The sequence below is a fragment of the Porphyromonas sp. COT-290 OH860 genome (genome assembly GCF_000768935.1).
GTDB lineage: Bacteria > Bacteroidota > Bacteroidia > Bacteroidales > Porphyromonadaceae > Porphyromonas.
In genome coordinates this window covers 1-24827 of sequence record NZ_JRAR01000049.1, presented here as the reverse complement: position 1 = coordinate 24827, position 24827 = coordinate 1, and the positions used below count along the sequence as shown (strand labels likewise).

Genomic DNA, 24827 nt, shown 5'->3' with positions numbered 1-24827 from the left:
CTCCCATTTTTATGTCCCAAGCGCAAGGGATCTACATATTCATACTTATTTACACTTAAGTCTATTCATTGTGCTCACTAGACCAATGAGGCCCAACAATGGCCGACCTCGTATTTGCCCCCTAGCAAGCCCTACACGGCGTCCTCGGTCACTGGCGTACTCCCCCACAATCAGAAAGAAAAGACCAACCTTAAAAGGCTTCCACGCAAAGCACTAATAACCAGACATATAAAACAAGTCTCAAAGGGATTTCATACGATATTACCGCATCTCTTGGTATTCCTTCCCATCAATCTATACGAATTGGTGGACACACCTTAACGCATGAACCCACCAATCCGTATGAATCTTCCCATGAACTTTGCCGAACCTCACGATCGACCTTTATGAACAACCAGCCCATTACATGAAAAACTTGAGTAACATCTTAATACTCCTTAACGAAAAAGTAGAAGAATGTAGGGGTATTTCATCGGGCTAGAGTATAAACTACAGAATGTCACCCACACACCACATGGCTACTCCAAGCTGCTAGAAACAGCTATCTTAGTATCCGAAATAAGCGAACTAGCATTCATCATGCGGTCAACAACGATAAACAACTCAAGACACCCCCTCTACGAGGCAATCAGCGCATTGTATGCTCGGAGCTTTCCTATCTTCGAGCAGAGGACGAGCGACCAACAGGCCTATGCTTTCGCTCACAGCCAATATCGGCTCATTGCGTACACCGATCAGGGCGAGCTAATAGGCTTTATCTCCTATTGGGAGTTTGAGGACTATCTATATATTGAGCATTTTGCGATTAATACAGATATCAGAGGGCGCGGGTATGGTAGCCAGCTACTGAGTACGTTCGTCCAATCGGCCGATAGACGTATCCTGCTAGAGATAGATCCTATCGTTGATGAGGTTTCTCGTGCACGGCAGAGGTTCTACCAGAGGTGTGGGTTCCACACCAATCCATATCCGCACAGGCACCCTCCCTACCGATGTAGTTACCCTGCTCACTCACTGATTGTATTGACGACTGAGCAAGTCATTACAGAGGCAGAATACCAAAGATTTGCTCAAGATTTGGCTCAAATCGTGATGCTCCAACCGTAGCGGAGCGCAGATACTTATTCAAGAAAATTATTAAGCTCCGAGGTATCTACGACCTCGGAGCTTCTTCTTATCTTTGCTTGCAGAGGCAGCCAATCGGCTATGTATATTTGCCTTAGCCTGCTGTCTATGTATTTATTGTACTACTTATTTTAATGTATTTCTTATGAAGAGCAATTTCAATGCGCATCTCGCTTCTCCCGAGATGCCTCTGCCAGAGTTTCGCATCTACTCGGTCAAGGAGCTGGCAGTCCTCTACTATCCCACCTCTAGCCCCCTCTCGGCGTGCAGGAGCTTCCGCAAGTTGCTACGCACCGACCCTCTTCTTAGGGACGGATTGGCACAGCGTGGCTTCAAGGCTTACGGACGCAATCTGTCACCAGCTCAGGTGAGGTTCTTACTTGAGCACCTTGGTAGCCCTCGGGAGTTCTACGAAGTGCAGTAGACAAGGCTCACACTAAACACAGTGGCGGTGCATCAGAATATGCGATTCTTGCAGTTTACGCACTCTGAAGCATCGAAAAGGGGCTGCGGCAAAACGAACTTTGCCACAGCCCCTTTACTATAATTGAGTTACTAATGGACTACATCATGCCGCCCATACCTCCCATACCGGGAGCCATAGCTGGGGCAGCAGAGGTTTCCTCCTTCTTGTCGGCTACGACACACTCAGTCGTCAGGAACATACCTGCGATAGAGGCAGCATTCTCTAGAGCCACACGTGTTACCTTAGCAGGGTCGATGACACCAGAGGCATAGAGGTGCTCGAAGCGGTCGGTACGTGCGTTGTAGCCGAAGTCAGCTTCGCCATCTCGTACCTTCTGCACAATCACTGCACCCTCCTTGCCAGCGTTGGCTACGATCTGACGAAGTGGCTCCTCGATAGCACGCTTCACGATCTCGATACCCGTAGTCTCGTCATCGTTCTCTCCCTTGAGGTTCTCAAGAGCTGCGATCGCACGGATGTAGGCAGTACCACCACCGGGGACAGTTCCTTCCTCAACGGCTGCGCGTGTTGCGCTCAGAGCATCATCTACACGGTCTTTCTTTTCCTTCATCTCTACTTCGCTAGCAGCACCCACGTAGAGCACAGCTACACCGCCAGCGAGCTTAGCCAAACGCTCCTGTAGCTTCTCACGATCGTAGTCGCTCGTGGTCTGCGCCATCTGTGCACGGATCTGTCCAACACGCTCAGCAATAGCCTGCTTGTCTCCAGCACCATTGACGATCGTGGTGTTGTCCTTGTCCACCGTGATCTTCTCGGCACGGCCAAGCATCTCGAGTGTTACGGCATCGAGCTTGAGCCCAGTTTCTTCGCTGATCACCACACCGCCCGTAAGCGTAGCGATGTCTTGGAGCATAGCCTTGCGGCGATCTCCGAAGCCCGGAGCCTTCACTGCGCACACCTTGAGGCTACCACGTAGGCGGTTTACCACAAGCGTCGTGAGGGCTTCGCTCTCGATGTCTTCGGCGATGATGAGCAGTGGGCGACCCGTCTGTATGGTTTGCTCTAGGATTGGCAGCACTTCCTTCAGGACGCTGATCTTCTTATCGTAGAGCAGAATGTACGGATTCTCAAGCTGAGCCTCCATCTTCTCGCTGTTGGTCACGAAGTATGGAGAGATATAGCCACGGTCGAACTGCATACCTTCGACGATCTCTACCGTCGTGTCCGTTCCCTTAGCTTCCTCTACGGTGATCACCCCTTCTTTCTTCACCTTACGCATCGCTTCGGCAATGAGAGCACCGATGTGTTCATCGCCATTGGCAGAGATCTTGGCTACGTGCTCGATCTTCTCGAAGTCGTCACCAACCTCCTGAGCCATAGCCTTGATTTCGCTCACAACCTTAGCCACAGCCTTATCGATACCGCGCTTGAGATCCATAGGGTTAGCGCCAGCCGTTACATTCTTGAGCCCAACGCTGATGAGCGCCTGTGCTAGGATTGTGGCAGTAGTGGTGCCATCGCCAGCGTCGTCGTTGGTTTTGCTCGCTACTTCCTTGACGAGCTGAGCACCCATATTCTCAAATGGATCTTCCAGCTCGATCTCCTTAGCTACCGAAACGCCGTCCTTGGTGATATGTGGTGCACCATACATCTTACTGAGGATTACGTTGCGCCCCTTAGGGCCGAGTGTTACCTTAACGGCATTAGCCAACGAATCTACACCACGCTTGAGGAGGTCGCGTGCCTCCATATCGAATTTAATTTCCTTTGCCATTGTCTTTGAGTCTATTGATTATGAATACACTTCCGAGTTTAGAGCGTAGCTAGAATATCGCTCTGACGCATGATGAGGTACTTCTCGCCTTCGTGCTCGATCTCCGTACCAGCGTACTTGCCATAAAGGACGATGTCGCCTACCTTAACGACCATCTCTTCGTCCTTGGTGCCACCACCTACGGCTAGGACTTCCGCCTTAGCAGGCTTTTCCTTAGCTGAGTCTGGGATAATCACTCCGCCTATTGTCTTCTCTTCTGCAGGAACTGGCTTGACGAGCACACGGTCTGCCAATGGTTTGATGTTCATACTTTATTTGATGTTATTTGATTAGTACCATTAAAATTGTCCGAATTTCGGTTTCGTTTCGCTTACAATTTAGGACAATACTTGTGCCAAAGTTACAAATACTGCCAATCTGTCACCACGACAGAGGATATCAGCAGAGCAAACGCACCAGATATATCCCCAGAGCAACCAAGGCAATCCCTCCGATGAGGCTAAGCAGCATATAGGCCATGAGGGGCAGGTACGCCCCTTGCTGGAGCAAGCGCAAGTTCTCTAGAGCGAAAGCCGAATAGGTTGTATAGCCACCGCAGAAGCCTGTGATAAGCAGTAGCCTCCAGCTCTCGGAGAGTCCATGACGCAGTTCGTAACCTGCCACAAGGCCGATGAGCAGGCAACCGATTAGATTGACAGAGAGTGTTGGCCAAGGCAATAGGCTATTCGTGGCAATTCGACCCACCCAAAGCCCTACGGCATAACGCAAAACTGCCCCAATCGCTCCCGAGAGAGCGACTAGGACAGTGTGACTTAGTCCCATAGAGGCTAGTAATTGACAAGTGCCTTGACGATCAGCTTGCGGATTTTGCCCTCGCCAATCAATGGCGCATGTGCGTCCTCTGGATAAACCACGGCGAACTGACCGATTTTGAGATCGACATAAGTAGAGGCAGGCTGCTCGAAGAGCATATAGTCGCCCTCCTCGGCGTAGGGCTTAGTAGGCGTACCGCAGTCCTGCAAATCACGCCAACCGATACGCTCATTACCCGCCAGCAGGATATGAATATCTAGATACTGACGATGCGCCTCTAGGGGCATTTCTTCCTGACGCTTGGCATCAGCCTCCACATTGTTGATGAAGAGGCGATCGCCGTCTAGGACGATGCGTTCGAGTGGGGCGTTGAGCAGGTCGTGCGCCTTGATATAGTCGAATACTTGTTTGAAAGCAGGGTGTAGGCTCTCGTAGCGAGCCGACTCATGAATACTACCAAGAATCATAAAATGATGAGTTTGATGTGTAGGATATAACTAATGTTGAACACGAACGATACTACTGGTGCGCACGCCGGGCTTGATCTCTCCGCCGATGATGATGCCGTCTAGATATGCGGCATCGGCTCGAGCCAAATCGGGGTGTGCATGCTCTCTACGCCACTTCTGCGTACGCAGGTTGTAGACAAGCATGAAAGGCGTGAAGCTGTACCACTCGGGCTCGTGCAGCAGATAGGCACGCCCCTCAGCCTCTAGGCGAGAGGTCACACTACTTTGTCCTAGTCGCTTGGCTCGGCGTAGGCGCTGTATGCGCTGCAGAGCTGGGAGAAACTTCGCCTCGTGTACACCAGAGGTGACCATGATCTCGTCCTCTGCGTACAGGGACATGATACCTCCGCCGAAAGTAGCCCCACGTCTAATAGAAGCGTAGGGCACGGGGACTCTCTGCCACGAGGCTTCTTGGTCGTCGGCTCGGAGCGTATAGCAGGAGAGAGCCGTTCGCACACCTTCCTCCCCCTCACTCCCAGAGAAGGCACCCATGAAGTAGATATAAGGCTCTTCGTCGAACCAATACTCCGTAGCGAGTACTTTGAGCAGAGCAGAGCCGGGATAGCTCCTTTCTTCCCGCCAGCCGAGCTGCGGTTCGTCGAGATCCAGCGAAATCACAGAATTGGACAGACGACCCGCAACGCTACCGCCAATCAGATAGAGCCGTGAGCGGATAAGCGCCGAAGCCATTGCACTGCGTGGCTGTGGCAGACTTGGCAACGTTTCGGTGGTCAATTTGCCAGCTTCGTCCACAGAGATGGCATAGACAGAGGCTAGCTCTCGCCCACCAGTAGTCTGTCCGCCTGCGATGATGAGCCGCCCAAGATAGGTGCGTCCAGCGGCATAGGCCAATGGCTCGGGCAGATTACCCAGTCGCTCCCACTCCTGCCCAGAGAGCAGCCCACATGTTGCGTAGACATGGCTATAGAAGCGTTTCGCTCCCCCCTCGGCCGCTGGCGCATCGGGGAAGTTACATCCGCCTACGAGCACCACATAGTCTTCGGCGAGCGAGGCGGCGATGTGTCCAGATACACCCTTGGCGTAGTCGGCATCTAGCTGTGGCGTTTGTAGGCGTGTGGCTGATTGGGCATTCGCCCCACCTACTGCGATGATCAGAAGCGCAGTAAGTAGGGCGAATTTGATTGGCTTAATCATAAGCTTTTTGTTTAGAGTTTTGCTAGCATCTCTTGGCAGAGCTGATAGCTCTTGATCATCATACGGGGAATGTGGAATGGACCTTTGAAGATATTACCCTTGGCAGGTTGAGCTACCGAGCCGTCCCGATGCAGATAACCATACCACTCTCCGAATTCGTTGTCTGGGAAATGAGCATACGTCCAATCGCTGATTTGGCGATGCATCTGCATATACTTCTCATCTCCGCTAAGCTGATAGGCGTAGAGTGTGGCGATGATTGCTTCGGTCTGTGGCCACCAGAACTTCATATCTTGCGAATAGTCCTGTGCGGGGAAGCCCTTGCAATCTCTGAAGTTGATGATACCGCCATACTCCTGATCCCAGCCCCAGTCCCAAGACCAGTCTAGAATCGTAAGAGCCATATCCTGCAGCTCCTTATCGCCTCCACGATATTTCACTTCGTCGAGCAGGAACCATGCCGTCTCGATGCAGTGGCCGGGATTAATTAGTCGGCCATTGATTGTGTCGATAAACTCACCATGCTCACCTACTCCCTCAAGAAGCGCCTTGTACTCGGGCTTCATGAAGTATGTTTTGAGCTCATAGATCGAGTCGGCGATCTGCTTGTCGAGTGCAGGATCGGCAATAGCTGAGCGCAAACGAGCCGCTACATTGAGCATAATCATGACGATCGAGTGCGATCGTCCCTTGACGTGTGGCTCATACTTAGCTGGCAGTGCGCCGGGTGTAGCGAGCCAGCCCTGCACCTGCTTGAAGAGTGCTAGGGCACGCTCTGCATAAGATCTATCGCCCGAGGCGATGCTATACTCCGCCATAGCGATGATAGCGAAGGTTTCGCTGAAGACATAGCGACGCAAGCGCAGGGGTGTACCGTCTGCCATTACCTCGAAGTACATACGACCATCGGCGTTGAAACAGTGCTGCAAGAGGAAGTCTATACAACTCTTACTTGCCTCTAGGTATTCGGCTCTAGGCTCTATTTCGTTGTAGGCATTGGCAAAAATGTATCCTGCGCGCCCCTGAAACCAAACACTCTTGGTGCCGTCCATCAGCTTGCCATCTCTATCTAGGCAGGTATAGATGCCACCATGCACAGGATCCAACCCATGCTTGAGCCAGAAATTAAGGATATTATCTTGGAGCTCACTGCGATAACGCTCAGCCCAATAAGTCAAATAAGTCTTGATGTCCATTGAGGTAATTAAAACAATTTACAATATGACAAAAGTAATCCTAATCTCCCAATATAGCAAGCAGATAGCCCCCTCGGCAAACGGCACGAATGCGTTGGCCCATTAGAATACAAGTAAAACAGAGGGAGGAGGAATGCAAAAAAGTGTCAAGGGGGACTTTAACAAGCATAAATAAAAAGGGGAGCTAATTAGCTCCCCTTTAGTTGCCTCATAAGGACTCGAACCTTAACAAACAGGACCAGAATCTGTTGTGCTACCATTACACCATGAGGCAATCACATTCGGATAAGAAAAATTTCCTAAATCCGACGGCAAAGGTAATACTAATTTCCAAATACACAAGCGAGGTGAGAGAAAATACAGCCACTACAGCTCACGGCGCAACCTAGCTACTGGTAGCTTCAACTGCTCCCGATACTTCGCCACAGTGCGCCTAGCCAGAGGGTAACCCTGCTTGGCAAGCAAATCAACCAGCTCGGCATCTGTATAGGGATTGTGCTTGTCTTCCTCCGAGATTAGGAGCTCCAGAGCCTGCTTGATCTGTCGCGTGGAGATCTCCTCCCCCTCATCGTTGGTAATGCCCTCGCCAAAGAAAAATTTGAGCGAATAGACACCGTGATCCGTCTGCACACTCTTGCTATTGCTCACACGGCTAATAGTACTAATGTCTAGCCCTGTGGCCTCGGCGATATCTCGCAGAACCATGGGGCGCAAGTCGCTCAGCTCACCCGAGAGGAAGAATGCGTGCTGGTGCGCCACAATGGCAAGCATAGTCTGTCTAAGCGTCTGTTGCCTCTGAGCCACAGCGTCTATGAACCAACGAGCTTGCTCTACCTTATGCTTGAGGAAAGTCATCGCTTCTCGTCGCTTACGGTCGGCTGATCCCTGCTGGACGTCCTCGAGCATAGCCACATAGGTAGGGCTAAGTCTAAGCGGTGTGAGCTCTCTCTCGTGTACAAGCGCCACGGTAAGCTCACCATCGACCTCCGAAACGATGAAGTCGGGGGCGTACTGCATCATACGACTCTCCTCATCGCTCCCTAGCCCCGAGGTCGGACGTGGGTTGAGTTTAGCCACCAGAGCGTAGACCTCCGAGAGCTCATCTTGGCTAATCTCGAGCGAAACGCAGAGCTTGTCGAATCGCTTATTGACGAAGTCGTCGTAGTGATGGCGTAGGATCGTCAGCGCTAGAGCTATACCAAGGCGAGCCCCCCCCACTCTACGCTCTAGTTGTAGGATTAGACACTCCTGCAAGTTGCGAGCTGCAATGCCAGCAGGCTCAAGCCCTTGAATACGTTTAATAAGTTCCCTCAACTCGTATTCGCTCGCCTCAATACCTACCTTGAAGAGCAGATCGTCTTGTAGCTGATAGATCGAGCGATCGAGATAACCCTCTGCCGAGAGATTGCCTATAATATAGCGTGCAAGCTCTCGCTCTCGCTCGGTGAGCTTGGTCAAGCTAAGCTGCTCCATGAGTAGCTCGTCTAGCGATGGCGCAGAGGCAGAGAAAGGGACCTCCTCTCGCTTAGCCTGCCGCTCTTGTAGCTCTCTGAGTTTATAGGCAGGTATATCATCTTCGCTGGCATACTCCCCTAGCTCCCAGTCCTGCTCGCTCGCCTCGCCTCGGGCCTCGTCGTCGGCAGAGGATAGGCCCTCTGCCTCGTAGCTCTCCTCGAGAGCTGGGTTCTCCTCAAGCTCCCGCTCTATACGTATCTCTAGCTCGAGGGTTGTCAGCTCGAGTATCTTGATGGCTTGTATCTGTGCGGGGCTTAGTGTAAGTCCCTGCTCCAGCCGCTGCTGTTGGGTCAGTTTATTCATAGTGTCCACTAGAATAGGTGGAGGATATGCCCTAGACCTATCCCATTGGAGCCCTTGACCAGTACCAAGTAGCCCTTAGGGGGGTGTTGCTCTAGCCAGTACGCTAGTTCCTCTCTCGTTAGGAAGCTATTGGCGACCTCTCCTAGCTCTTGGCGCCACTTAGGGCCACAGTAGAGTACTTGGTCTTGCTCGCCTAGCAGTGCCTCTACCTCCCGACGCAACTTGTGGTGGGCAGCCTCACTCTCGACCCCTAGCTCATTCATATCTCCAAGCACCAAAAGTCTAGGACGATCGACCGATAGGCTGACAAGGTTGCGCAGGGCGGTGTGCATACTCGAGGGATTGGCATTGTAGGCATCGGCGATGAGCCAGTTGTGCTCGGTTTCAATGAGCTGACTGCGGCTATTGCTTGGGGCATAGTCTGCCAAGGCTTGGGAGATGTCCTCTACTGGCACATCGAAGTAGAGCCCCATGGCGATAGCGGCCAAAGCATTGTCTAGATTGTAGCCCCCCACCAACCTCGTAGACTGCTTGCACTCGGCTATCTGTAGCGTGGGGCAAAACCATGTGAAGTGTAAGAAAAGCTCACGATTGTCCTCTGGCAAGACACCTCTAACTACTGCCTCCTCGCCCTGACCATAGGTAACGGCAGGGATACCACGCCCTAGATCACGAAGCGTAGCGTCCTCCTCTCTGAGGAATATCTTGCCCTCATGCGCCCTAAGCCAGTCGTACAGCTCGCCCTTAGTCTTGATGACCCCGAGGAGCGAACCGAAGCCCTCTAGATGCGCCAGCCCTACATTAGTAATAAGGCCGTAGTTGGGTTGGGCAATGGCGCATAGCTCAGCAATGTCGCCCGGCTTACTCGCCCCCATCTCGATGAGTGCGATCTGATGCTCAGAGGTAAGGCGCAGCAGAGTAAGCGGTACGCCGATATGGTTGTTTAGATTACCCTCGGTGTAGAGCAGGTTGTAGCTCTTGGCGAGTACGGCAGCAGCGAGCTCTTTGGTCGTCGTCTTGCCATTCGTCCCAGTAATCGCAATGACGGGAGTAGCTAGAGCCTGCCTATGATGTGCCGCCAGAGCTTGTAGAGCCTCCAGCACATTAGGCACATGGAGCAGCCGCTCCCCTACGAGCGAGGCATCATCTACGACGGCATAGGCAGCCCCTGCCTCTAGGGCGGATAGGGCGTACTGGTTGCCATCGAATCTCTCTCCTAGCAGAGCGAAGAAGATGCTGTCGGGCGTGATACTTCGGCTATCGGTAGAGATCGCTGGGTGCTCTAGATAGAGGCTATATAGTTGTTCTATTGTCGTCATATCTACTCCTAAATTTTGATGATATACAAATGTACACCAAAGGGCGGACATTATCCATCTCCGCTCTGCCCAAAGTCTTTGCGATGTAGCGCTGACAATCGCTATTCAATAACCTCGCCTTGCCACATTCAATACCCTTACTACGCCCCAAAATCCCCTCAAGGCTCGCATATCGCTCCCCTACTCGGCTTTTGCTAGCAGTGGACACAAGCACTCATCATCACATTGGGTCGGATTGATTTGGGGTTTCATTCTTCGCATTTTTGGTTAAGGAGTATTAAAGGATTTCTAAGGTTTTTGACGGAACAAGGCCGTGACCCTACAAAGACTAGCAGGAAGTCTGGGAGAAATTAATGGGAAGATTTATTCGGATCGATGGACTTATGCTCCGAGATGTGTCCACCAATCGGAGAAGATTGATGGGAAGAAATCCTGCAAAATACACTACAAGCACATAAAACGACCCTCCAAACCATCATATCAGTCTATTTTACAGCAGTTTGTAATCACATCGTTTGATGCAATTATTTTCACTCGACTGGGGCTAAGTGCCAAAACGAGGTCGAGCTCAATCTAGAGCCTCCTAGATGGCAAATACGAGGTCTGCACAAGTTATCCACCACTTATACACCTGTTCCCATCAACATTCTGAAACTTGACCTAAAATATAAATCCCCCAATACCCTTTGTAGTCATTCATTAAGCTTCTAGAGCCCGAACCCGATCTATTGAGCCATTCGCTTGCTAGCACTCACTGTAGATAGCAAGGCCGATCGGAGTACTACACGCCTTGTAGCTTGCTCCCGCACTCTGCACCGAGTCCTGCAAACCTACCGCAGAAAGGAGAAATAGCCGTGCTAGCCTAGCGAAGAGTAAGCCATAGAGCTTGTGTAGGTTTGGAGAGAAAAGCGTAACTTTGGGGATACAAGTAAGCAAACCGAATTAGTATGATTTTATCAATGACGGGCGTGGGCAAGGCCATCGCTCGATACAACAATAAAAACATCGTCGTCTTCGTCAAGACACTCAACAGCAAACAACTAGATATATCCACACGCATCGCTCAGCCCTACCGAGAAAAAGAGATTGAGATCCGTGGACTTGTGGCCGAGGCACTCGTACGAGGCAAAGTAGAGCTAAGCATCAGCATCGAGGAGGAAGCTGGTGCACTCTCGGGAGTGCAGAAAATCAATGAGGAAGCACTTAGATACTATGTCGAGGCACTCTCCCCCGTCTACAAGGGGTTGGCCCTAGAGTTCCAGACCTTCGAGAGCCTACTGCGTCTGCCGGGCGTCCTTCTCCCCAACGAGAGTAGCCTGCTCGAGGAGCTACCCGAGGAGGAGTGGCAGGTGCTCGTTGGGGCTATTCGTGAGGCACTTGAGGCTGTCACAGCTTTCCGTCGCCAAGAGGGTACTATGCTCGAGGGGGCTCTGCGCCAGCGCATCGACAACATCTCTACCCTACTCTCTGGGGTGGATCAGCCCGAGGCCGAACGCATCGAAGCCATTCGCCAGCGCATCAGCGAGGCTCTACAAAAGATTAGCCCCGATAGCTACGACAAGGGCCGACTAGAGCAAGAGATGATCTACTACATCGAGAAGCTCGACATCAACGAGGAGAAAGATCGTCTACGCCACCACCTCGGTTACTTCGTCGAGGTCATTGAGCAGGGTGAGGCCCAAGGCAAGACATTGGGCTTCATCGCCCAAGAAATCGGCCGAGAGATCAACACCCTTGGATCGAAAAGTAACAATGCCGAGATGCAGAAAATCGTGGTTAAGATGAAAGACGAACTAGAGCAAATCAAGGAGCAGTCGCTCAACATTCTCTAGACTCATCATAGAGTATCGCCCCAGCAAGCCCACTAGGCAAGGGGCGATACTTGCATATCCGCCCAGCACCAACTAAGAAAAATCAATCAGCTCGACTTAATACAATCCCAAGAAATATGAAACAGATCATTCCCAGCGTCCACAACGAAACAGACCGCCTAGAGGTGGTCGTGCTAGGATTACCCCATAGCCTCGGGCCAGACCCTACACTCGACCAAACCTACGATGCCAAGAGCTACGAAGCAGTTAGCCGAGGCGTCTACCCCCAAGAGCAGGACGTGATACATGAGATGAATGCCGTACTCTCTGTACTTGAGCGCAACGGCGTCGAGGTGCTGCGCCCCGATTTGGTAGAGGACTACAACCAGATTTTCGCCCGTGATGTGGCCTTCGTCATCGATGACACCCTCTTCGTGTCCAACCTGATCCCAGACCGAGAGAAAGAAACAGGGGCTATCGGGCATATCCTCGAGCGTATCCCCTCGGCACATATCGAGAGCCTCCCCGAGCGTGTGCACACCGAGGGCGGAGATATTCTACTCTACGATGATATTTTATTCGTCGGCTGCTATCTACGCCCCGACTACTCAACCTACAAGACAGCACGCACCAACCAATATGCTATCGACTACCTGCGTGAGCGTTTCCCAACCAAGCAGGTTGTCCCCCTAGAGCTGCGCAAGCACGACCACGACCCACGGCTGAGTGTCCTACACCTAGATTGTGCCTTCCAGCCAGTGGGCAAGGGGCGAGCACTTATCTTCCGTGAGGGATTTCTAGAGCCTAAGTATGTAGGGGTAGTAGAGGAGATCTTCGGCAAGGATAATCTATTCGCCGTGACTGGTGAGGAGGCCTATATGATGAACACCAACTTGGTATCTCTATCGCCCAGCAGAGTCATCAGCGACCAAGCCTTCACACGCCTCAATCAGCACCTAGAGCAGAACTGGGGTATCGCCGTAGAGGCAGTTCCCTACCAAGAGATCGCCAAGATGGGTGGTCTGCTACGTTGCTCAACGATGCCTTTGGTGCGCAAGCCGATCTAATGCAAGTTAATGGCTAAGCAAAAAATCGTATTTGCCTGCCAAGGCTGTGGCACAGTCTACCCCAAGTGGCAGGGACAGTGCCATGCCTGTGGCGAGTGGAACACCATAGCCGAGGAGGTATCAACCAGCAGCAACCGTCCGTCAGTAGGGCACCCTGCACTAGGAGGCACCGTGGCCGTGAAGCCCGTTCGCCTCTCCGATATTGCCGCAAACGCTGAGGTGCGCCAAGACATGCTCGACCCTGAGCTCAATCGAGTGCTCGGCGGTGGCTTGGTACCGGGTGCCTTTGTGCTACTAGGAGGAGAACCGGGCATCGGCAAGAGTACGCTGATTCTACAGACGGTGCTGCGCCTACCCTTGCGCACGCTCTACATTTCGGGCGAGGAAAGCCAAACACAGCTCAAGATGAGAGCCGATAGGCTTGGCACTGGTGTGGCCGACTGCCTAATCTACACAGAAACAAACCTCGAGCGTATCCTCACGACAGCCCTAGAGGTCAAGCCCGACCTTGTGGTCATCGACTCGATCCAGACCATACAGACGGAGCTATCGGAGAGTAGCCCCGGGAGTATCTCGCAGATCCGCGAGTGTGCGAACCTACTGCTCAAGTACAGCAAGACAGAGGGTGTACCCGTGATCCTCATCGGACACATCAACAAGGAGGGGAGCGTCGCAGGGCCCAAGATACTAGAGCACACGGTCGATGTCGTCTTGCAGTTCGATGGCGACAAGCACTATATGTACCGCATCTTGCGTGGACAGAAGAACCGCTTCGGCTCGACCAACGAGCTGGGCATCTACGAGATGCAGCAGACAGGGCTGCGCCCCGTGGAGAACCCCTCGGAGCATCTCATTAGCCGTGATCGAGCGCACCTGAGTGGCATCGCTATTGCCGTGGCGATGGAGGGCGTCCGCCCTTTCCTTATAGAAACGCAGGCCTTGGTCAGCTCTGCCGTCTATGCTACACCGCAGCGCTCTGCTACGGGCTACGACACGAAGCGTATGAATATGCTACTGGCTGTACTGGAGAAGCGAGCCGGCTTCAAGCTCATACAGAAGGACGTCTTCCTCAACATAGCCGGGGGCATCAAGATTGCCGACCCAGCGAGTGATCTGGCTATCATCACTTCTGTCCTCTCCTCGAGCCTAGACATCGCCCTCCCCGAGGGTGTTTGCCTGACGGGAGAGGTCGGGCTATCGGGAGAGGTGCGCCCCGTGAGTCGTGCCGAGCAGCGCATTCTAGAGGCCGAGCGCATTGGGCTCAAGGCTATTATCCTACCACAAGCCAACCTCGCACAGCTGAGCAACCGCTCGTGGGGCATTCGCCTCGTGGGGGTAAGTACAGTAGAGGAGGCTTTCCGCCTGCTCTTCAAGCCAAGGGAGTAGCGAGAATTATCGTCAAGCCATATACAAGAGAGGGGTAAGGTGCAGAAAGGTAAGAGCTGCCTATGCATTACGGCGCACCACACCCCTGTACATACTATTGTGCAGATAGCCTAACCTCGCGATACAAAAAACGCCTCCTCGCCCTAGCAAAGAAGAACCTTTACTGTAGGGCGAGGAGGCGATCGTGCTATATACAAACAGCCTACAAGCCGAGCCTTTCCTTAGCAGCCTTGACCATTTGCCAAGTACCGCCATTGATTACGTTGGGTATGCCAGCCTCATCAAGTATAGCTTTGGCCTGACCACTACGGTTGCCACTACGACAGAAGACTAGGATTCCTTTCTTCCCCTTAAACTCCTCAAGACGATCCTTAATCGAGCTGAGAGGGATATTCACAGCTCCAGGCACACTGCCAGCGGCAAACTCTCTAGGCGTACGTACATCTACGAGCATGGCTCCGTACTTGAGCGCACTATCGAAATCGGTGATGCGCCCCTCTTCTTTCTTATCCTCCTTTTGCCTATCGTCTTTCTTTTGGTCTTTGGGCTCCTCCTTTTTCTCTTCCTTCTTTTCGTCCTTAGGCTCATCTTTCTGCTCCTCCTTCTTTGGCTGGGTAGGCGCCTCGGTCTGCTTAGACTCTGGGGCAGGTGTTAGGGGCATGCTGCCGGAGCAACTCATCGCCGTTAGCGCAAATACTAATAGGAGGGACTTCCCTCCAAGTGTCTTAATACTCATTCGGTTATTTTATTTATTGCTTAAATATATGTTTGATAATAACGAAGCACCTAAGCTAAATGTTTATACTCGAATAGCAAGGTGTCTGCCTATACAGATCTTCGGGCGCTCTACAGTAGGGGGAGCCTCTAGCTCAAAAAGTAGAAGGTAAGAGGGTGGTATGCCCCCTCTCGTCGGCCTCGGAGCCTTGCAGTCTGCGCATTCTGAAACACCCAAAAGGGGCTGTAGCAAAAATAAACTTTGCCACAGCCCCCTCTCTTGTGTTTGAAGTTTCAGTTTGGGACAGTTAGCCCTTGATAGCAAGTACCTCGATCTCTACTAGACCGTTCTTGGGTAGCGTGCGGACGGCTACGGCAGAGCGTGCAGGGAAAGTGCCCTCGAACTGACGAGCATACACCTCGTTCATCGCTGCGAAGTCGCCCATATCGGCTAGGAAGACAGTGGTCTTAACCACATCGTTGATCGTCATACCAGCTTCGGCGAGTATGGCATGTACATTGCGGAAAGCCTGCTCGGTCTGAGCCGTAATACCGTCTGCAAATTCGCCCGTCTTGGGGTCAATCCCTAGCTGACCTGAGGCGTAGAGCGTCTTATCTACAAGAACAGCTTGGCTGTAAGGGCCGATAGCAGCAGGTGCTGCTGAGGTAGAAATAACTTTCTTCATAAGATCTATTATTTTTTTCGAGTTGAATGGGTTTTCTTCTTCGTCACTGGGGTATAGGTCACACCAGAGCTCTTGGGCTTGTAGTGCTTGAGCGCATGAGGCATATAGGTTTGGATCTCACGGATACGTGTTTCGTCGGAGGGGTGTGTGGAGAGAAATTCCATACCGCCCTTGCTCCCTGCACCCATTTTGCGCCACAGATTAACTGCCTCGTTGGGGTCGTAGCCAGCCATAGCCATAAGCACTAGACCAATTTTATCGGCCTCTAGCTCCTGCTTACGGCCAAAAGGTAGAGCAACGAACATATTCGTCCCAAGACCATAAGCCTGACCGATAACCATGCGCATCAGAGCGGACTTATCACTCACAGCACTACCGAGAATGTCGCCACCCATCTGCAGTAGCATTTGGTTGCTGATGCGCTCATTTGCATGCTTAGCCAAAGCGTGTGCGACCTCGTGACCGATAACGGCAGCAAGCTGAGCATCGGAGCCAGCACCAGAACCGATAAGATTAAGTAGCCCAGTATAGACGACAATCTTACCACCGGGCATACAGAAAGCATTGACCGATTGGCTATTCACGACGTTGAGCTCCCAAGACATCTGACGAGCAAGATCGTCGAACCTCTGCTCCTTGAGGTACTGCATCGTCGCATTGATGATGCGTGTACCAACCTCTTTCACTCGGCTATTGGTCGTCATATTCGTGCTAAGAGGGGCTTGCTGGATAAACGAGCGATACTGAGATACGCTTGAGGATAAGATCTCGTTGTCCGAAACTAGATTGAGGGTACGCCTCCCCGTCACGGGCACCGTACCGCAAGAGTAGAGTCCTAGGGCAAGTAGGAGGGCGGAGATGAACTTATTGCTCATAAAATCAAGACTATTTAGAGGGTTAATGCACCATAGGAATGGCGCTATAATAGGAACAAAAATCCTGCAAATCGACCTGCTCTGCCCGAGGCAATGGCACGGGAACTTGAGCCTTCGGTAAATCTACAGGGAGTAAGCGATAGACCGCTCGCCCATCTGGGCGAAGCTTATTGACAAAAACGTATTGATAGCTAGGCTGTGTGACAATATCAGCGGTCGGATTGGCTCGACTAAGGGTTAGGGAGAGTAGCATGCCACCACGTGTGGCAGCTGGTTTGCGCTGATTGCTAACAAAGTTGCCCAACGAATAAATCACAAAGCTCTTCCTACTCTCTAGGCTGTCTGGCTCAATCCATTCGCTCTGCTGTACGACGTGCGGGTGACTCCCAACGATTGCGTCCACTCCTTGGCCGTGAAGCCATCGAGCAAGGGCACGCTGCTCTCTATTGGGCGCTCGTTCGTACTCTACCCCCCAATGTATCTGGACGATCTTGTAGTTCGCTCCAAGCGAATCGGCCCGAGCGATGTCCTGAGCCATTAGGAGCGTATCAATACCATCTACCAGAGTTGGCTCTGGCACTGTGAGGCCATTCGTCCCATAGGTATAGGCCAGTACGGCTAGACGCAAGCTCCCAAGCTCTAGCATCAGAGGTACTGTGCGCTTACGTTCGTCCACACTTCGGTAGCTACCCGTGTGAGCAATGCCTAGGCTATCTAGTACATCAAGGGTGCGTGTAATACCAAGCGCAGAGCGGTCGGCCGAGTGATTGTTGCTGGTCGTCAGGACATCGAAGCCAGCTTCTCGCAGAGCCGTGCCCATAGCATCGGGCGTAGAAAACATTGGATAGCCAGTGTAAGGCTTGCCACCGAAGGTCGTTTCTAAGTTGCCAAAGGCTAGATCGGCCGAACTGATACGAGAGGCGAGCGAATCGAAGGACGAAGTAAAGTCATACATACCTTCCGCCGTGCGAGCTGCCTTGATCTGCGGGCCGTGCACCATGATATCCCCAGCGAAAACAAGGCGATAAACCTCTGGCCTAACTGGAGCTATTGTATCCGCCGACTGAACAGAAGTACTTGAGGCTTCTGCACAACTTACCCCAGAGAGCAGGAGAAGAAAGCTCAAGATTTGGAGTATTCGGCAGAGGGATCCCATAGGCTTTAGTATTCGGGGCGATACTTCTCTTCGTCCTTGTCTTCAAGAATGCTCAGATAGCTGATGTATCTGCTCTCGGCGATGCGCCCGTCCTCTAGCGCCTCACGCACGGCACAGGCTGGTTCGTGGGTATGTGTGCAGTTGCCGAAGCGACATTGGGGCTGGAGGGCAAAGATCTCGGGGAAGTAGTGTGACACTTCTTCGTCCTGCATATCGAGCAGTCCGAAGCCTTTGATACCCGGAGTGTCGATCAGATAGCCCTTACTCGTGGGCAGAGGGATCATCTGGGAGAATGTTGTGGTGTGCATTCCCGTGTAATGCGCTTGGGAAATATCGCCCGTACGTAAGTCTACACCGGGAATCAAAGCATTGATGAGCGTACTTTTGCCCACACCCGAGTGCCCACTAAAGAGCGTGATCTTGTCCTGCATCTGCGCACTCAGAGTCTCGAGCCCCTCGCCCGTGATGGCCGAGACTCTATGACAAATGTAGCCAATACCCGTGTAGAGAGCGATAAGCTCTGCAAGATAGGCTTGGCCTTCTTCGTTGAGGAGGTCGGTTTTGTTGAAGACAAGTTGCGTGGGTACTCGATATGCTTCGGCATTGGCGAGGAAGCGATCGATAAACGTAGTACTGGTCTCTGGTGCAACCAGCGTACAGACCAGAAACGAAGCATCTATATTAGCTGCAAGGATATGCGACTGTTTAGATAGATTGGCAGCCCGACGCAATATGTAGTTGCGTCGGGGCAGTATTTCTTTGATGAAGTGAGCCTCGCCTCCGCCCTCTGGAGTTAGCTTAACCTCTACACGATCGCCCACAACGATTGGGTTGGTCGAGCGAATGCCCCTAAGGCGCAGATTGCCCTTGGCCAAACAAGCTCGCTCGACACCATCGTCGCAGAGCACGAGATAGTGGCTGCCTGTGTTGCGAATAACCAGACCCTGTACTTCTTGCATTACGATAGCTGTACGGACTCTAGACCGTCATGATTTCCTTTTCCTTCTCGCCGAAAAGCTCGTCAATACGCTTAATATACTTATCGTGGAGCTTCTGCACTTCTGCCTCGGCGTCCTTGGCTACGTCCTCGGGCGTATTGTCTGTCTTGATGCTCTTCTTGACGGCGTCGTTGGTATCGCGACGTACGTTGCGCACTCGGATCTTCGCTTCCTCAGCGTCCGACTTAACCTGCTTGACCAGCTCACGGCGACGATCTTCGGTCAGCGGTGGAATGCCGAGACGGATCAGCTCGCCATTATTCTCGGGCGTAATGCCGAGAGGAGAGTTAATGATCGCACGCTCGATGTCGCGAATGATCGTCTTCTCCCATGGAGTGATCACGATACTCTTGGCGTCTGGGATTGTCACCGAACCAACCTGATTGAGGGGCACAAGACTTCCGTAGTACTCTACCATGATGCCATCTAGGATCTTAGGATTGGCCTTGCCGGCACGCACTCGTCCTAGTAGCTCCTCGAGGTGATCTACAGCCTTGCTCATACTTTCGCCCGCTTGGGCTATCATGTTTTTTAAGTCGCTCATTGCTTTATTATTCTAGGGTTTATCTTCTACTCTTTTATATTCTAATCCTACTCCAGCGAACTATTTATTCGTTGCTCACGTAGGTGCCGATATTCTCGCCGCTGAGCACTTTGATGAGGTTGCCGGGCGTATCCATATCGAAGACTACAATGGGGAGGTTGTTCTCCATACACATCGTCGTAGCCGTCAAATCCATAATCTTGAGGCCTCGGCGATAGATCTCCTGATAGCTGATGCGGTCGAACTTGGTTGCCGCTGGATCTTTCTCGGGGTCTGCTGTATAGATACCGTCCACACGTGTTCCCTTGAGCATCACATCAGCCTCCAGCTCGATGCCTCTGAGCGACGAACCGGTATCGGTCGTGAAGAATGGGTTACCCGTACCAGCCGAAAGGATAACCACCTGCCCAGCCTCCATGGCCTCGATCGCACGCCACTTGGTATATAGCTCACCAATAGGCTCCATGCGAATGGCCGTCATCACGCGGTTCTTCACGCCAACGGCTGAGAGCGCAGAGGATAGGGCAAGGCTATTGATTACGGTCGCAAGCATACCCATCTGATCGCCCTTAACACGGTCGAAGCCTTGTGTGGCTCCGCTCAGACCCCTGAAGATATTCCCGCCACCAATGACGATAGCCACCTGAATACCCATCTGGCACGCAGTCTTGATATCGTGGGCATAATCGGACAGACGCCCCGTATCAATACCGTGCTGCTTAGCTCCCATAAGAGATTCTCCGCTGAGCTTGAGCAGCACTCTATTATATTGCTTCATACAACGCTATAGTTACAGATATCGTATAATACTACAAAGTAACAATATTTCACCACGATGAGCAAATATCCCAAAAGCAATCCCCACCCTATGGCTACGAGCCTAGGGTGGGGATTGAGGTATCACATCTTGTCTATCGCAGAGAGTGACGAATTACCTCTACTTGCGTGACTCTTTGCGCTTCTCCAGCTGTCGCTTGAGTGCATCAATAGATATATCTATAGCCTCCTCAAATGTGTCGGCAGTCTTATCCGCAAATAGATCGGCGCCTGCGATGATGAGTTTGACAGAGGCTTCTTTGTTAAGCGAAACTTCTGGTTTAATGACCTTGAGAATCACCTCTGCCGCTTGAATTTCGTCGGCGAAACGGTTAAGCTTCTCTAGTTTCTTCTGGATGAACTCCTTGAGCTGAGCGGTGGCTTCGAAGTGCAAAGCCTGAATCCTGATATCCATAGTCATTTTTCTTTTTTTGCTCTTGGGTGAGCGTTATACATCTGTTGCAGCTGTTTGAAGGTCGTATGCGTGTACTGCACTGTCGTCGTGACCGAGCTGTGCCCCATAAGCTCCTTGATGGCCAAGAGATCAGCTCCAGAGTTGAGCATATCGGTAGCGAATGAGTGCCTAAGGGCGTGCGCCCCTCGCCGTGAGAGGTTAGGAACGCTCTCGAGGACTCGATGTACAATGCGGTAGACCGCTTCGCCCGTCATAGCTTTACCTCTCAAAGATACGAAAAAAGTATCGGTATTGCCAAACGTTTCGTTACGTTTCTCTCGCCACTGAATCAGCAGTTCAGCCAAATTGTTGCCAAAAGGAATGATCCGCTCCTTGCCTCCCTTGCCGAGCACCTTGAGCGTCTGCCCTCGTAGGTCCACATCGGCATCTTTGAGCCCCGCCAGCTCCGAACGCCTGAGCCCGCACTCATAGAGTGTGGCGATAAGCGTACGTGCGAGTAGCTCTGGCAGACTCTCCTCTTCCTGCTCCTCAAGTAGCCGCTCGATCTCGGCCGTTGGCACATAGACTGGCAGAGGACGCTCTGCACGAGGCGGTCTGAGATACTGCGCTGGGTGGCGGTCGATGTCGCCATGCTTGAGCAGATAGCGGTAGAAACTCTTGACCGCAGAGAGCCTACGTGCTACGGAGCTAGCCTTGAGGCCCGAGTCCATTTGTGCCGAGAGCCAACCTCTTATCAAGTCCGTATCGGCCCCACTAGGGGCAACCAACTCCCCAAGTCGCTGCTCGCAGTAGAGGGCATAGGCCTCTAGATCGGCAGCATAGCTCTCTCGGGTACGTCGGGCAGCATTGACCTCCTGCTCCAAGTAGCGCAAATAATCTCGTATCGCTTGGCGCATCATCTCTCTACACTTATCAAGCAACTAAGTCAGCCCAAACAGGCGCTCTGCATTCTGAGAGGTGACTTCTCCCAGTTCGTCCGCCGAGCATCCGTAGATCCCAGCGAGGAACTCTAGGGTATGCACCAAGTGCGCAGGCTCATTGCGTCTGCCTCGCTTAGGCATAGGACTCAAGTATGGGGCATCGGTTTCTATGAGTAAACGCTCTAGAGGGATCCGCTGCACGTAGGTCTTGAGCTGACTATTCTTGAAGGTTACCACCCCATTGAGCCCAATCATGAAGTCCTCGAAGCCGAGTGCCTCCTCCAGCTCCGCCTCACTGCCCGTAAAGCTGTGGAAGACGCCACGAGTTGTATTCCTACCTGCACGGCGTAGCAGGTCGAACGTATCGGCGAATGCCTCGCGCGTGTGTATAATAATAGGTAGGCCGTACCGATGTGCTAGGGCAATCTGCTCAGAGAAAGCCTCTGCCTGCTGTACCTTGTAGGTCGTATCCCAGTAGTAGTCTAGCCCTATCTCCCCAACAGCGACAAAGCGCACATGGGCAAGAGCCTCGGCAACGAAATCGAGCTGCTCACGATAGTCTGCTCCCACAGAGGTCGGATGCAACCCCGCAGAGGGATAAAGCACTTTTGGGTAACGCTCGACGAGCGCCATCATACGAGGATAGCTCTCTCTATCTACATTGGGCAGTACCATACGCTCCACCCCCGAGGCTACAGCTCGAGCTAGCACCTCATCAATATCCTCGTCGAACTCCTCGGCGTATATATGCGTATGCGAATCTATCAGCCTCATCTTAGCTCATGCGACTAGCAAGCGAATCGAATAGCTCCACAAGCGGAGCCGTACGCTCTGGCTCCAGAGATAGAGCCCCGAGAATGCCGAGCGCCTCTTGAGTCAGTCGGGTAATCTGGGCACGGGCATACACAGGTGTACCCGCCTTATCGTAGAGAGCTGTAACACCTTGTATCCGCTCTCGGCGATGCTCCTGCCCGAGCGTCATCAAACGATCTAGCTCAACCAAATCTCTCGCCTCAAGTTGCTCGCGAGTATAGAGGAGCATAAGCGTCTTCTTGGCATTCATGATGTCACCTCCGATAGGCTTACCGAAGGTCGCCTCATCGCCATAGACATCGAGATAGTCGTCCTGTATCTGGAAAGCAAGCCCCAGCTTCTGCCCTACTTCGTCTAGTCGCTCTGCGTCCTCCGCACTGGCACCACTAGCTAGAGCACCCAACCGCATAGACGCCCCGAGCAGAACGGCCGTCTTGAGGCGAATCATCTCTAGATACTCGTCCGTAGACACATCTTCACGACACTCAAAGAGCATATCGTACTGCTGACCACGGCAAATATCTACCGCCATCTGATTAAAGATCGGGAAGACACGATAGAGTAGCTCTGCCGAGGCGATACCCTCCAGCGCTCTGTACGCCTCGATACTCATCACATCGCCCGAGAGGACAGCCGTGTTCTCGTCCCACTTGCGATAGACAGTAGGCTGACCACGTCTGAGCGGCGAGCGATCCATCAGATCATCATGTAGCAGCGTAAAGTTGTGGAAGACCTCTAGTGCCACAGCCATCGGCAGGGCAGGACGAATGTCGGCAGAGAAGAGCTGAGCCGAGAGCAAGCAGAGCAACGGACGCACACGCTTACCGCCAAGCTCTAGGGTATAGTGAATGGGGGCATAAAGCTCCTCGGGGATACACGTGGCGTAGCCTTGTGCATGGAGCGCCTGCTCAATCTGTACGAGCAGCTCCGATGATGTACGTAGTGTAGGCATAGTCTATAACGCAATAAACCGTGACCGCTCTGAATAGGGGGCCACGGTTTACCATAAATAAAATATTCACAATATGAAAAGCTCTTTTCTAATCTAAGACAGCTTATTGTAAGCGGAATACAACTGGCAGTCTGAAGCGCTGACGCACAGGCTTACCACGCTGCTTACCGGGCTTCCAAGCTGGCATACCAGATACCACACGCACGGCTTCCTTATCTAGAGCAGGGTCTACACCACGTAGCACCTCTACCTGAGATGGCCTACCGTCACGCTCGATCACGAAGCCCACGATCACACGACCTTGGATACCGTTCTCCTGAGCGATCTCGGGGTAGCGCACGTTGTTGCTTAGGTACTTCATCAGAGCTGCCTGACCGCCGGGGAACTCAGTGCTCTCTTCTACGATCTCGAAGATTTGGTTGGCATCTTCTTCCTCTACAGGAGCAGCTACGACTACAGGAGGAGGCGTTGGCTTAGCCTCGTCAGCCGATACGAAAGCTACCTTGGCAACTTCCTTCTCGTTGTCTACTGTAGTAAACTCCTCAGGTAGCTGAGCCTCGATTTGCTGTTCGGGCTCTGGCTCTGGCTCTGGTTGTTCCTCTTGCTGTTCGTCTTGTACGATGAGGGCATCATCAAGATCGGCTAGGCTTAGTACTGCCGTATCAATAGCCTTAGCGATAGACGAGCGCCACTCAAGGGTAACGAAGAGCAACGATAGCGCCACTACCAGACCGAGCAAGAGGGATAAGCCCTTGCTTTTCTCAAGGTCTGCTTGAGGTGATTTCTTGATTTCCATAACTATTCCTATATTATTTGTTTGTTTAACTTCAAGACTACATCAGCACAAAAATACTAAAGTTTTTGCCAACAACAATACATCACAAGAAAAAGTGAAGTCTAGCACCATGAGCGACTTCACTAAGTTCAGCTTGGGTTGCTCTGTACATTAAATAAGGATCCGGACAATCCCCAATTAATGACCACCACAAATCGAGGTTATCCAACTATGCACTTATCTAGCGCGTCTGCCATTCACACATTTTCACAACCATTTAGACAATTGAAGCAATTGAGCGCTTGTATCAGCCGAATGCAAGCAAAAACTCAGACCTCGTATTTGGCCTCTAGGAGGCTCTACACGGCGTCCGACCTCGCTCTGGCACCTTAATAGCAGTTACCCTAAAATAGGGGCCTAAACGAGATATTTACACTAGGCTATATATCAGCCATATACAAACAAGAAATACGATTTTTTATAGGTCGGTGGCACATTTCGAGGTATTTCTTCCCATCAATCCGCCGAGATTAGTGGACACATCTTGGCAGATTAGTCCACCGATCGCCAAAGATCTTCCCATCATTTTCTCAGAAGAGACTATTGCGCAATGCGCCGCTCAAAGTTTCTTGTATCTTTCTCGATGTTTTTTGAGTGTTTGAGCCGCTTTGGGAGCCTTGAATACTATCCCCCTATCCCCATCCCTGAGGGAAATTTCCCTCAGGGATGGGGATTTTACGGTTATTTGACACCTTCAAGCACA

General features: G+C 52.1%; 25 protein-coding genes and 1 tRNA gene. 5 read left to right on the top strand and 21 right to left on the bottom strand.

What is annotated here, in order from left to right; genetic code table 11:
- Nucleotides 1-579 precede the first annotated feature (579 nt).
- On the top strand, nt 580-1107 hold the full coding sequence (locus HQ41_RS05025; RefSeq protein ID WP_044188781.1) for a GNAT family N-acetyltransferase: 528 nt from the start codon (nt 580-582) through the stop codon (nt 1105-1107).
- Between the two features lie 163 nt (nt 1108-1270).
- Nucleotides 1271-1549 (top strand): DUF4248 domain-containing protein, encoded by a 279-nt coding sequence (locus tag HQ41_RS05020; protein WP_044188778.1) that lies wholly within the window; start codon nt 1271-1273, stop codon nt 1547-1549.
- A 139-nt stretch (nt 1550-1688) separates the two neighbouring features.
- On the opposite strand, the gene groL is transcribed toward HQ41_RS05020, so the two are convergent.
- The 9 genes from groL to murF form a co-directional block, all read right to left on the bottom strand.
- Nucleotides 1689-3326 carry a chaperonin GroEL gene (gene groL / locus HQ41_RS05015; RefSeq protein ID WP_044188775.1) on the bottom strand — a complete coding sequence of 546 codons (1638 nt, stop codon included), beginning with the start codon at nt 3324-3326 and terminating at the stop codon, nt 1689-1691.
- A 38-nt stretch (nt 3327-3364) separates the two neighbouring features.
- Nucleotides 3365-3634, bottom strand: a complete 270-nt coding sequence (locus HQ41_RS05010; protein ID WP_044188772.1) for a co-chaperone GroES — start codon at nt 3632-3634, stop codon at nt 3365-3367.
- Between the two features lie 130 nt (nt 3635-3764).
- Nucleotides 3765-4148, bottom strand: coding sequence for a fluoride efflux transporter CrcB (gene crcB, locus HQ41_RS05005; RefSeq protein ID WP_044188770.1), 384 nt, complete (start codon nt 4146-4148; stop codon nt 3765-3767).
- A 5-nt stretch (nt 4149-4153) separates the two neighbouring features.
- Entirely contained in the window at nt 4154-4606 is a 453-nt protein-coding gene (locus HQ41_RS05000; protein WP_044188768.1) for a YhcH/YjgK/YiaL family protein, read from the bottom strand.
- 30 nt (nt 4607-4636) lie between these two features.
- Nucleotides 4637-5803 carry a hypothetical protein gene (locus tag HQ41_RS04995; protein WP_044188766.1) on the bottom strand — a complete coding sequence of 389 codons (1167 nt, stop codon included), beginning with the start codon at nt 5801-5803 and terminating at the stop codon, nt 4637-4639.
- 11 nt (nt 5804-5814) lie between these two features.
- Complete coding sequence (locus HQ41_RS04990) at nt 5815-6999, bottom strand: AGE family epimerase/isomerase (protein WP_044188764.1); 1185 nt, start codon at nt 6997-6999, stop codon at nt 5815-5817.
- 203 nt (nt 7000-7202) lie between these two features.
- A tRNA-Gln gene (locus tag HQ41_RS04985) sits at nt 7203-7273 on the bottom strand.
- Between the two features lie 92 nt (nt 7274-7365).
- Nucleotides 7366-8817, bottom strand: coding sequence for an RNA polymerase factor sigma-54 (rpoN, locus tag HQ41_RS04980; RefSeq protein WP_044188761.1), 1452 nt, complete (start codon nt 8815-8817; stop codon nt 7366-7368).
- An 8-nt stretch (nt 8818-8825) separates the two neighbouring features.
- On the bottom strand, nt 8826-10136 hold the full coding sequence (gene murF / locus HQ41_RS04975; RefSeq protein WP_044188759.1) for a UDP-N-acetylmuramoyl-tripeptide--D-alanyl-D-alanine ligase: 1311 nt from the start codon (nt 10134-10136) through the stop codon (nt 8826-8828).
- 947 nt (nt 10137-11083) lie between these two features.
- Here murF and HQ41_RS04965 point away from each other — a divergent pair.
- The 3 genes from HQ41_RS04965 (at nt 11084) to radA (ending at nt 14400) form a co-directional block, all read left to right on the top strand.
- Entirely contained in the window at nt 11084-11968 is an 885-nt protein-coding gene (locus HQ41_RS04965; protein WP_044188754.1) for a YicC/YloC family endoribonuclease, read from the top strand.
- Between the two features lie 116 nt (nt 11969-12084).
- Nucleotides 12085-13014: a dimethylarginine dimethylaminohydrolase family protein gene (locus HQ41_RS04960; protein WP_044188752.1), complete on the top strand. Its 930-nt coding sequence runs from the start codon at nt 12085-12087 to the stop codon at nt 13012-13014.
- A gap of 9 nt (nt 13015-13023) precedes the next feature.
- Nucleotides 13024-14400, top strand: coding sequence for a DNA repair protein RadA (gene radA / locus HQ41_RS04955; RefSeq protein WP_044188749.1), 1377 nt, complete (start codon nt 13024-13026; stop codon nt 14398-14400).
- A 202-nt stretch (nt 14401-14602) separates the two neighbouring features.
- Here radA and HQ41_RS09720 read toward each other — a convergent pair whose 3' ends face one another.
- The 12 genes from HQ41_RS09720 to HQ41_RS04895 all read right to left on the bottom strand — a co-directional run bounded on the left by HQ41_RS09720 (nt 14603) and on the right by HQ41_RS04895 (nt 24085).
- Nucleotides 14603-15136, bottom strand: coding sequence for a rhodanese-like domain-containing protein (locus HQ41_RS09720; RefSeq protein ID WP_200880503.1), 534 nt, complete (start codon nt 15134-15136; stop codon nt 14603-14605).
- Nucleotides 15137-15422: 286 nt separating this feature from the next.
- Nucleotides 15423-15800 (bottom strand): RidA family protein, encoded by a 378-nt coding sequence (locus tag HQ41_RS04945; RefSeq protein WP_044188746.1) that lies wholly within the window; start codon nt 15798-15800, stop codon nt 15423-15425.
- 8 nt (nt 15801-15808) lie between these two features.
- Complete coding sequence (locus tag HQ41_RS04940; protein WP_044188744.1) at nt 15809-16675, bottom strand: M48 family metallopeptidase; 867 nt, start codon at nt 16673-16675, stop codon at nt 15809-15811.
- 22 nt (nt 16676-16697) lie between these two features.
- On the bottom strand, nt 16698-17831 hold the full coding sequence (locus HQ41_RS04935) for a CapA family protein (RefSeq protein ID WP_044188740.1): 1134 nt from the start codon (nt 17829-17831) through the stop codon (nt 16698-16700).
- Nucleotides 17832-17836: 5 nt separating this feature from the next.
- Nucleotides 17837-18790, bottom strand: a complete 954-nt coding sequence (rsgA, locus tag HQ41_RS04930; protein ID WP_044188737.1) for a ribosome small subunit-dependent GTPase A — start codon at nt 18788-18790, stop codon at nt 17837-17839.
- 19 nt (nt 18791-18809) lie between these two features.
- On the bottom strand, nt 18810-19373 hold the full coding sequence (gene frr, locus HQ41_RS04925) for a ribosome recycling factor (RefSeq protein ID WP_044188735.1): 564 nt from the start codon (nt 19371-19373) through the stop codon (nt 18810-18812).
- Nucleotides 19374-19437: 64 nt separating this feature from the next.
- Nucleotides 19438-20151 (bottom strand): UMP kinase, encoded by a 714-nt coding sequence (gene pyrH, locus HQ41_RS04920; protein ID WP_044188732.1) that lies wholly within the window; start codon nt 20149-20151, stop codon nt 19438-19440.
- Nucleotides 20152-20310: 159 nt separating this feature from the next.
- Nucleotides 20311-20604, bottom strand: a complete 294-nt coding sequence (gene hpf, locus HQ41_RS04915) for a ribosome hibernation-promoting factor, HPF/YfiA family (protein ID WP_044188730.1) — start codon at nt 20602-20604, stop codon at nt 20311-20313.
- A gap of 2 nt (nt 20605-20606) precedes the next feature.
- A complete protein-coding gene (locus HQ41_RS04910) occupies nt 20607-21503 on the bottom strand; it encodes a tyrosine-type recombinase/integrase (protein ID WP_044188727.1) in 897 nt (298 codons plus the stop codon).
- Nucleotides 21504-21524: 21 nt separating this feature from the next.
- Complete coding sequence (locus HQ41_RS04905; RefSeq protein ID WP_044188724.1) at nt 21525-22298, bottom strand: TatD family hydrolase; 774 nt, start codon at nt 22296-22298, stop codon at nt 21525-21527.
- Nucleotide 22299: 1 nt separating this feature from the next.
- Nucleotides 22300-23289, bottom strand: coding sequence for a polyprenyl synthetase family protein (locus HQ41_RS04900; RefSeq protein ID WP_044188722.1), 990 nt, complete (start codon nt 23287-23289; stop codon nt 22300-22302).
- A gap of 103 nt (nt 23290-23392) precedes the next feature.
- Nucleotides 23393-24085 (bottom strand): energy transducer TonB, encoded by a 693-nt coding sequence (locus HQ41_RS04895; protein ID WP_044188721.1) that lies wholly within the window; start codon nt 24083-24085, stop codon nt 23393-23395.
- Nucleotides 24086-24827: the final 742 nt, after the last annotated feature.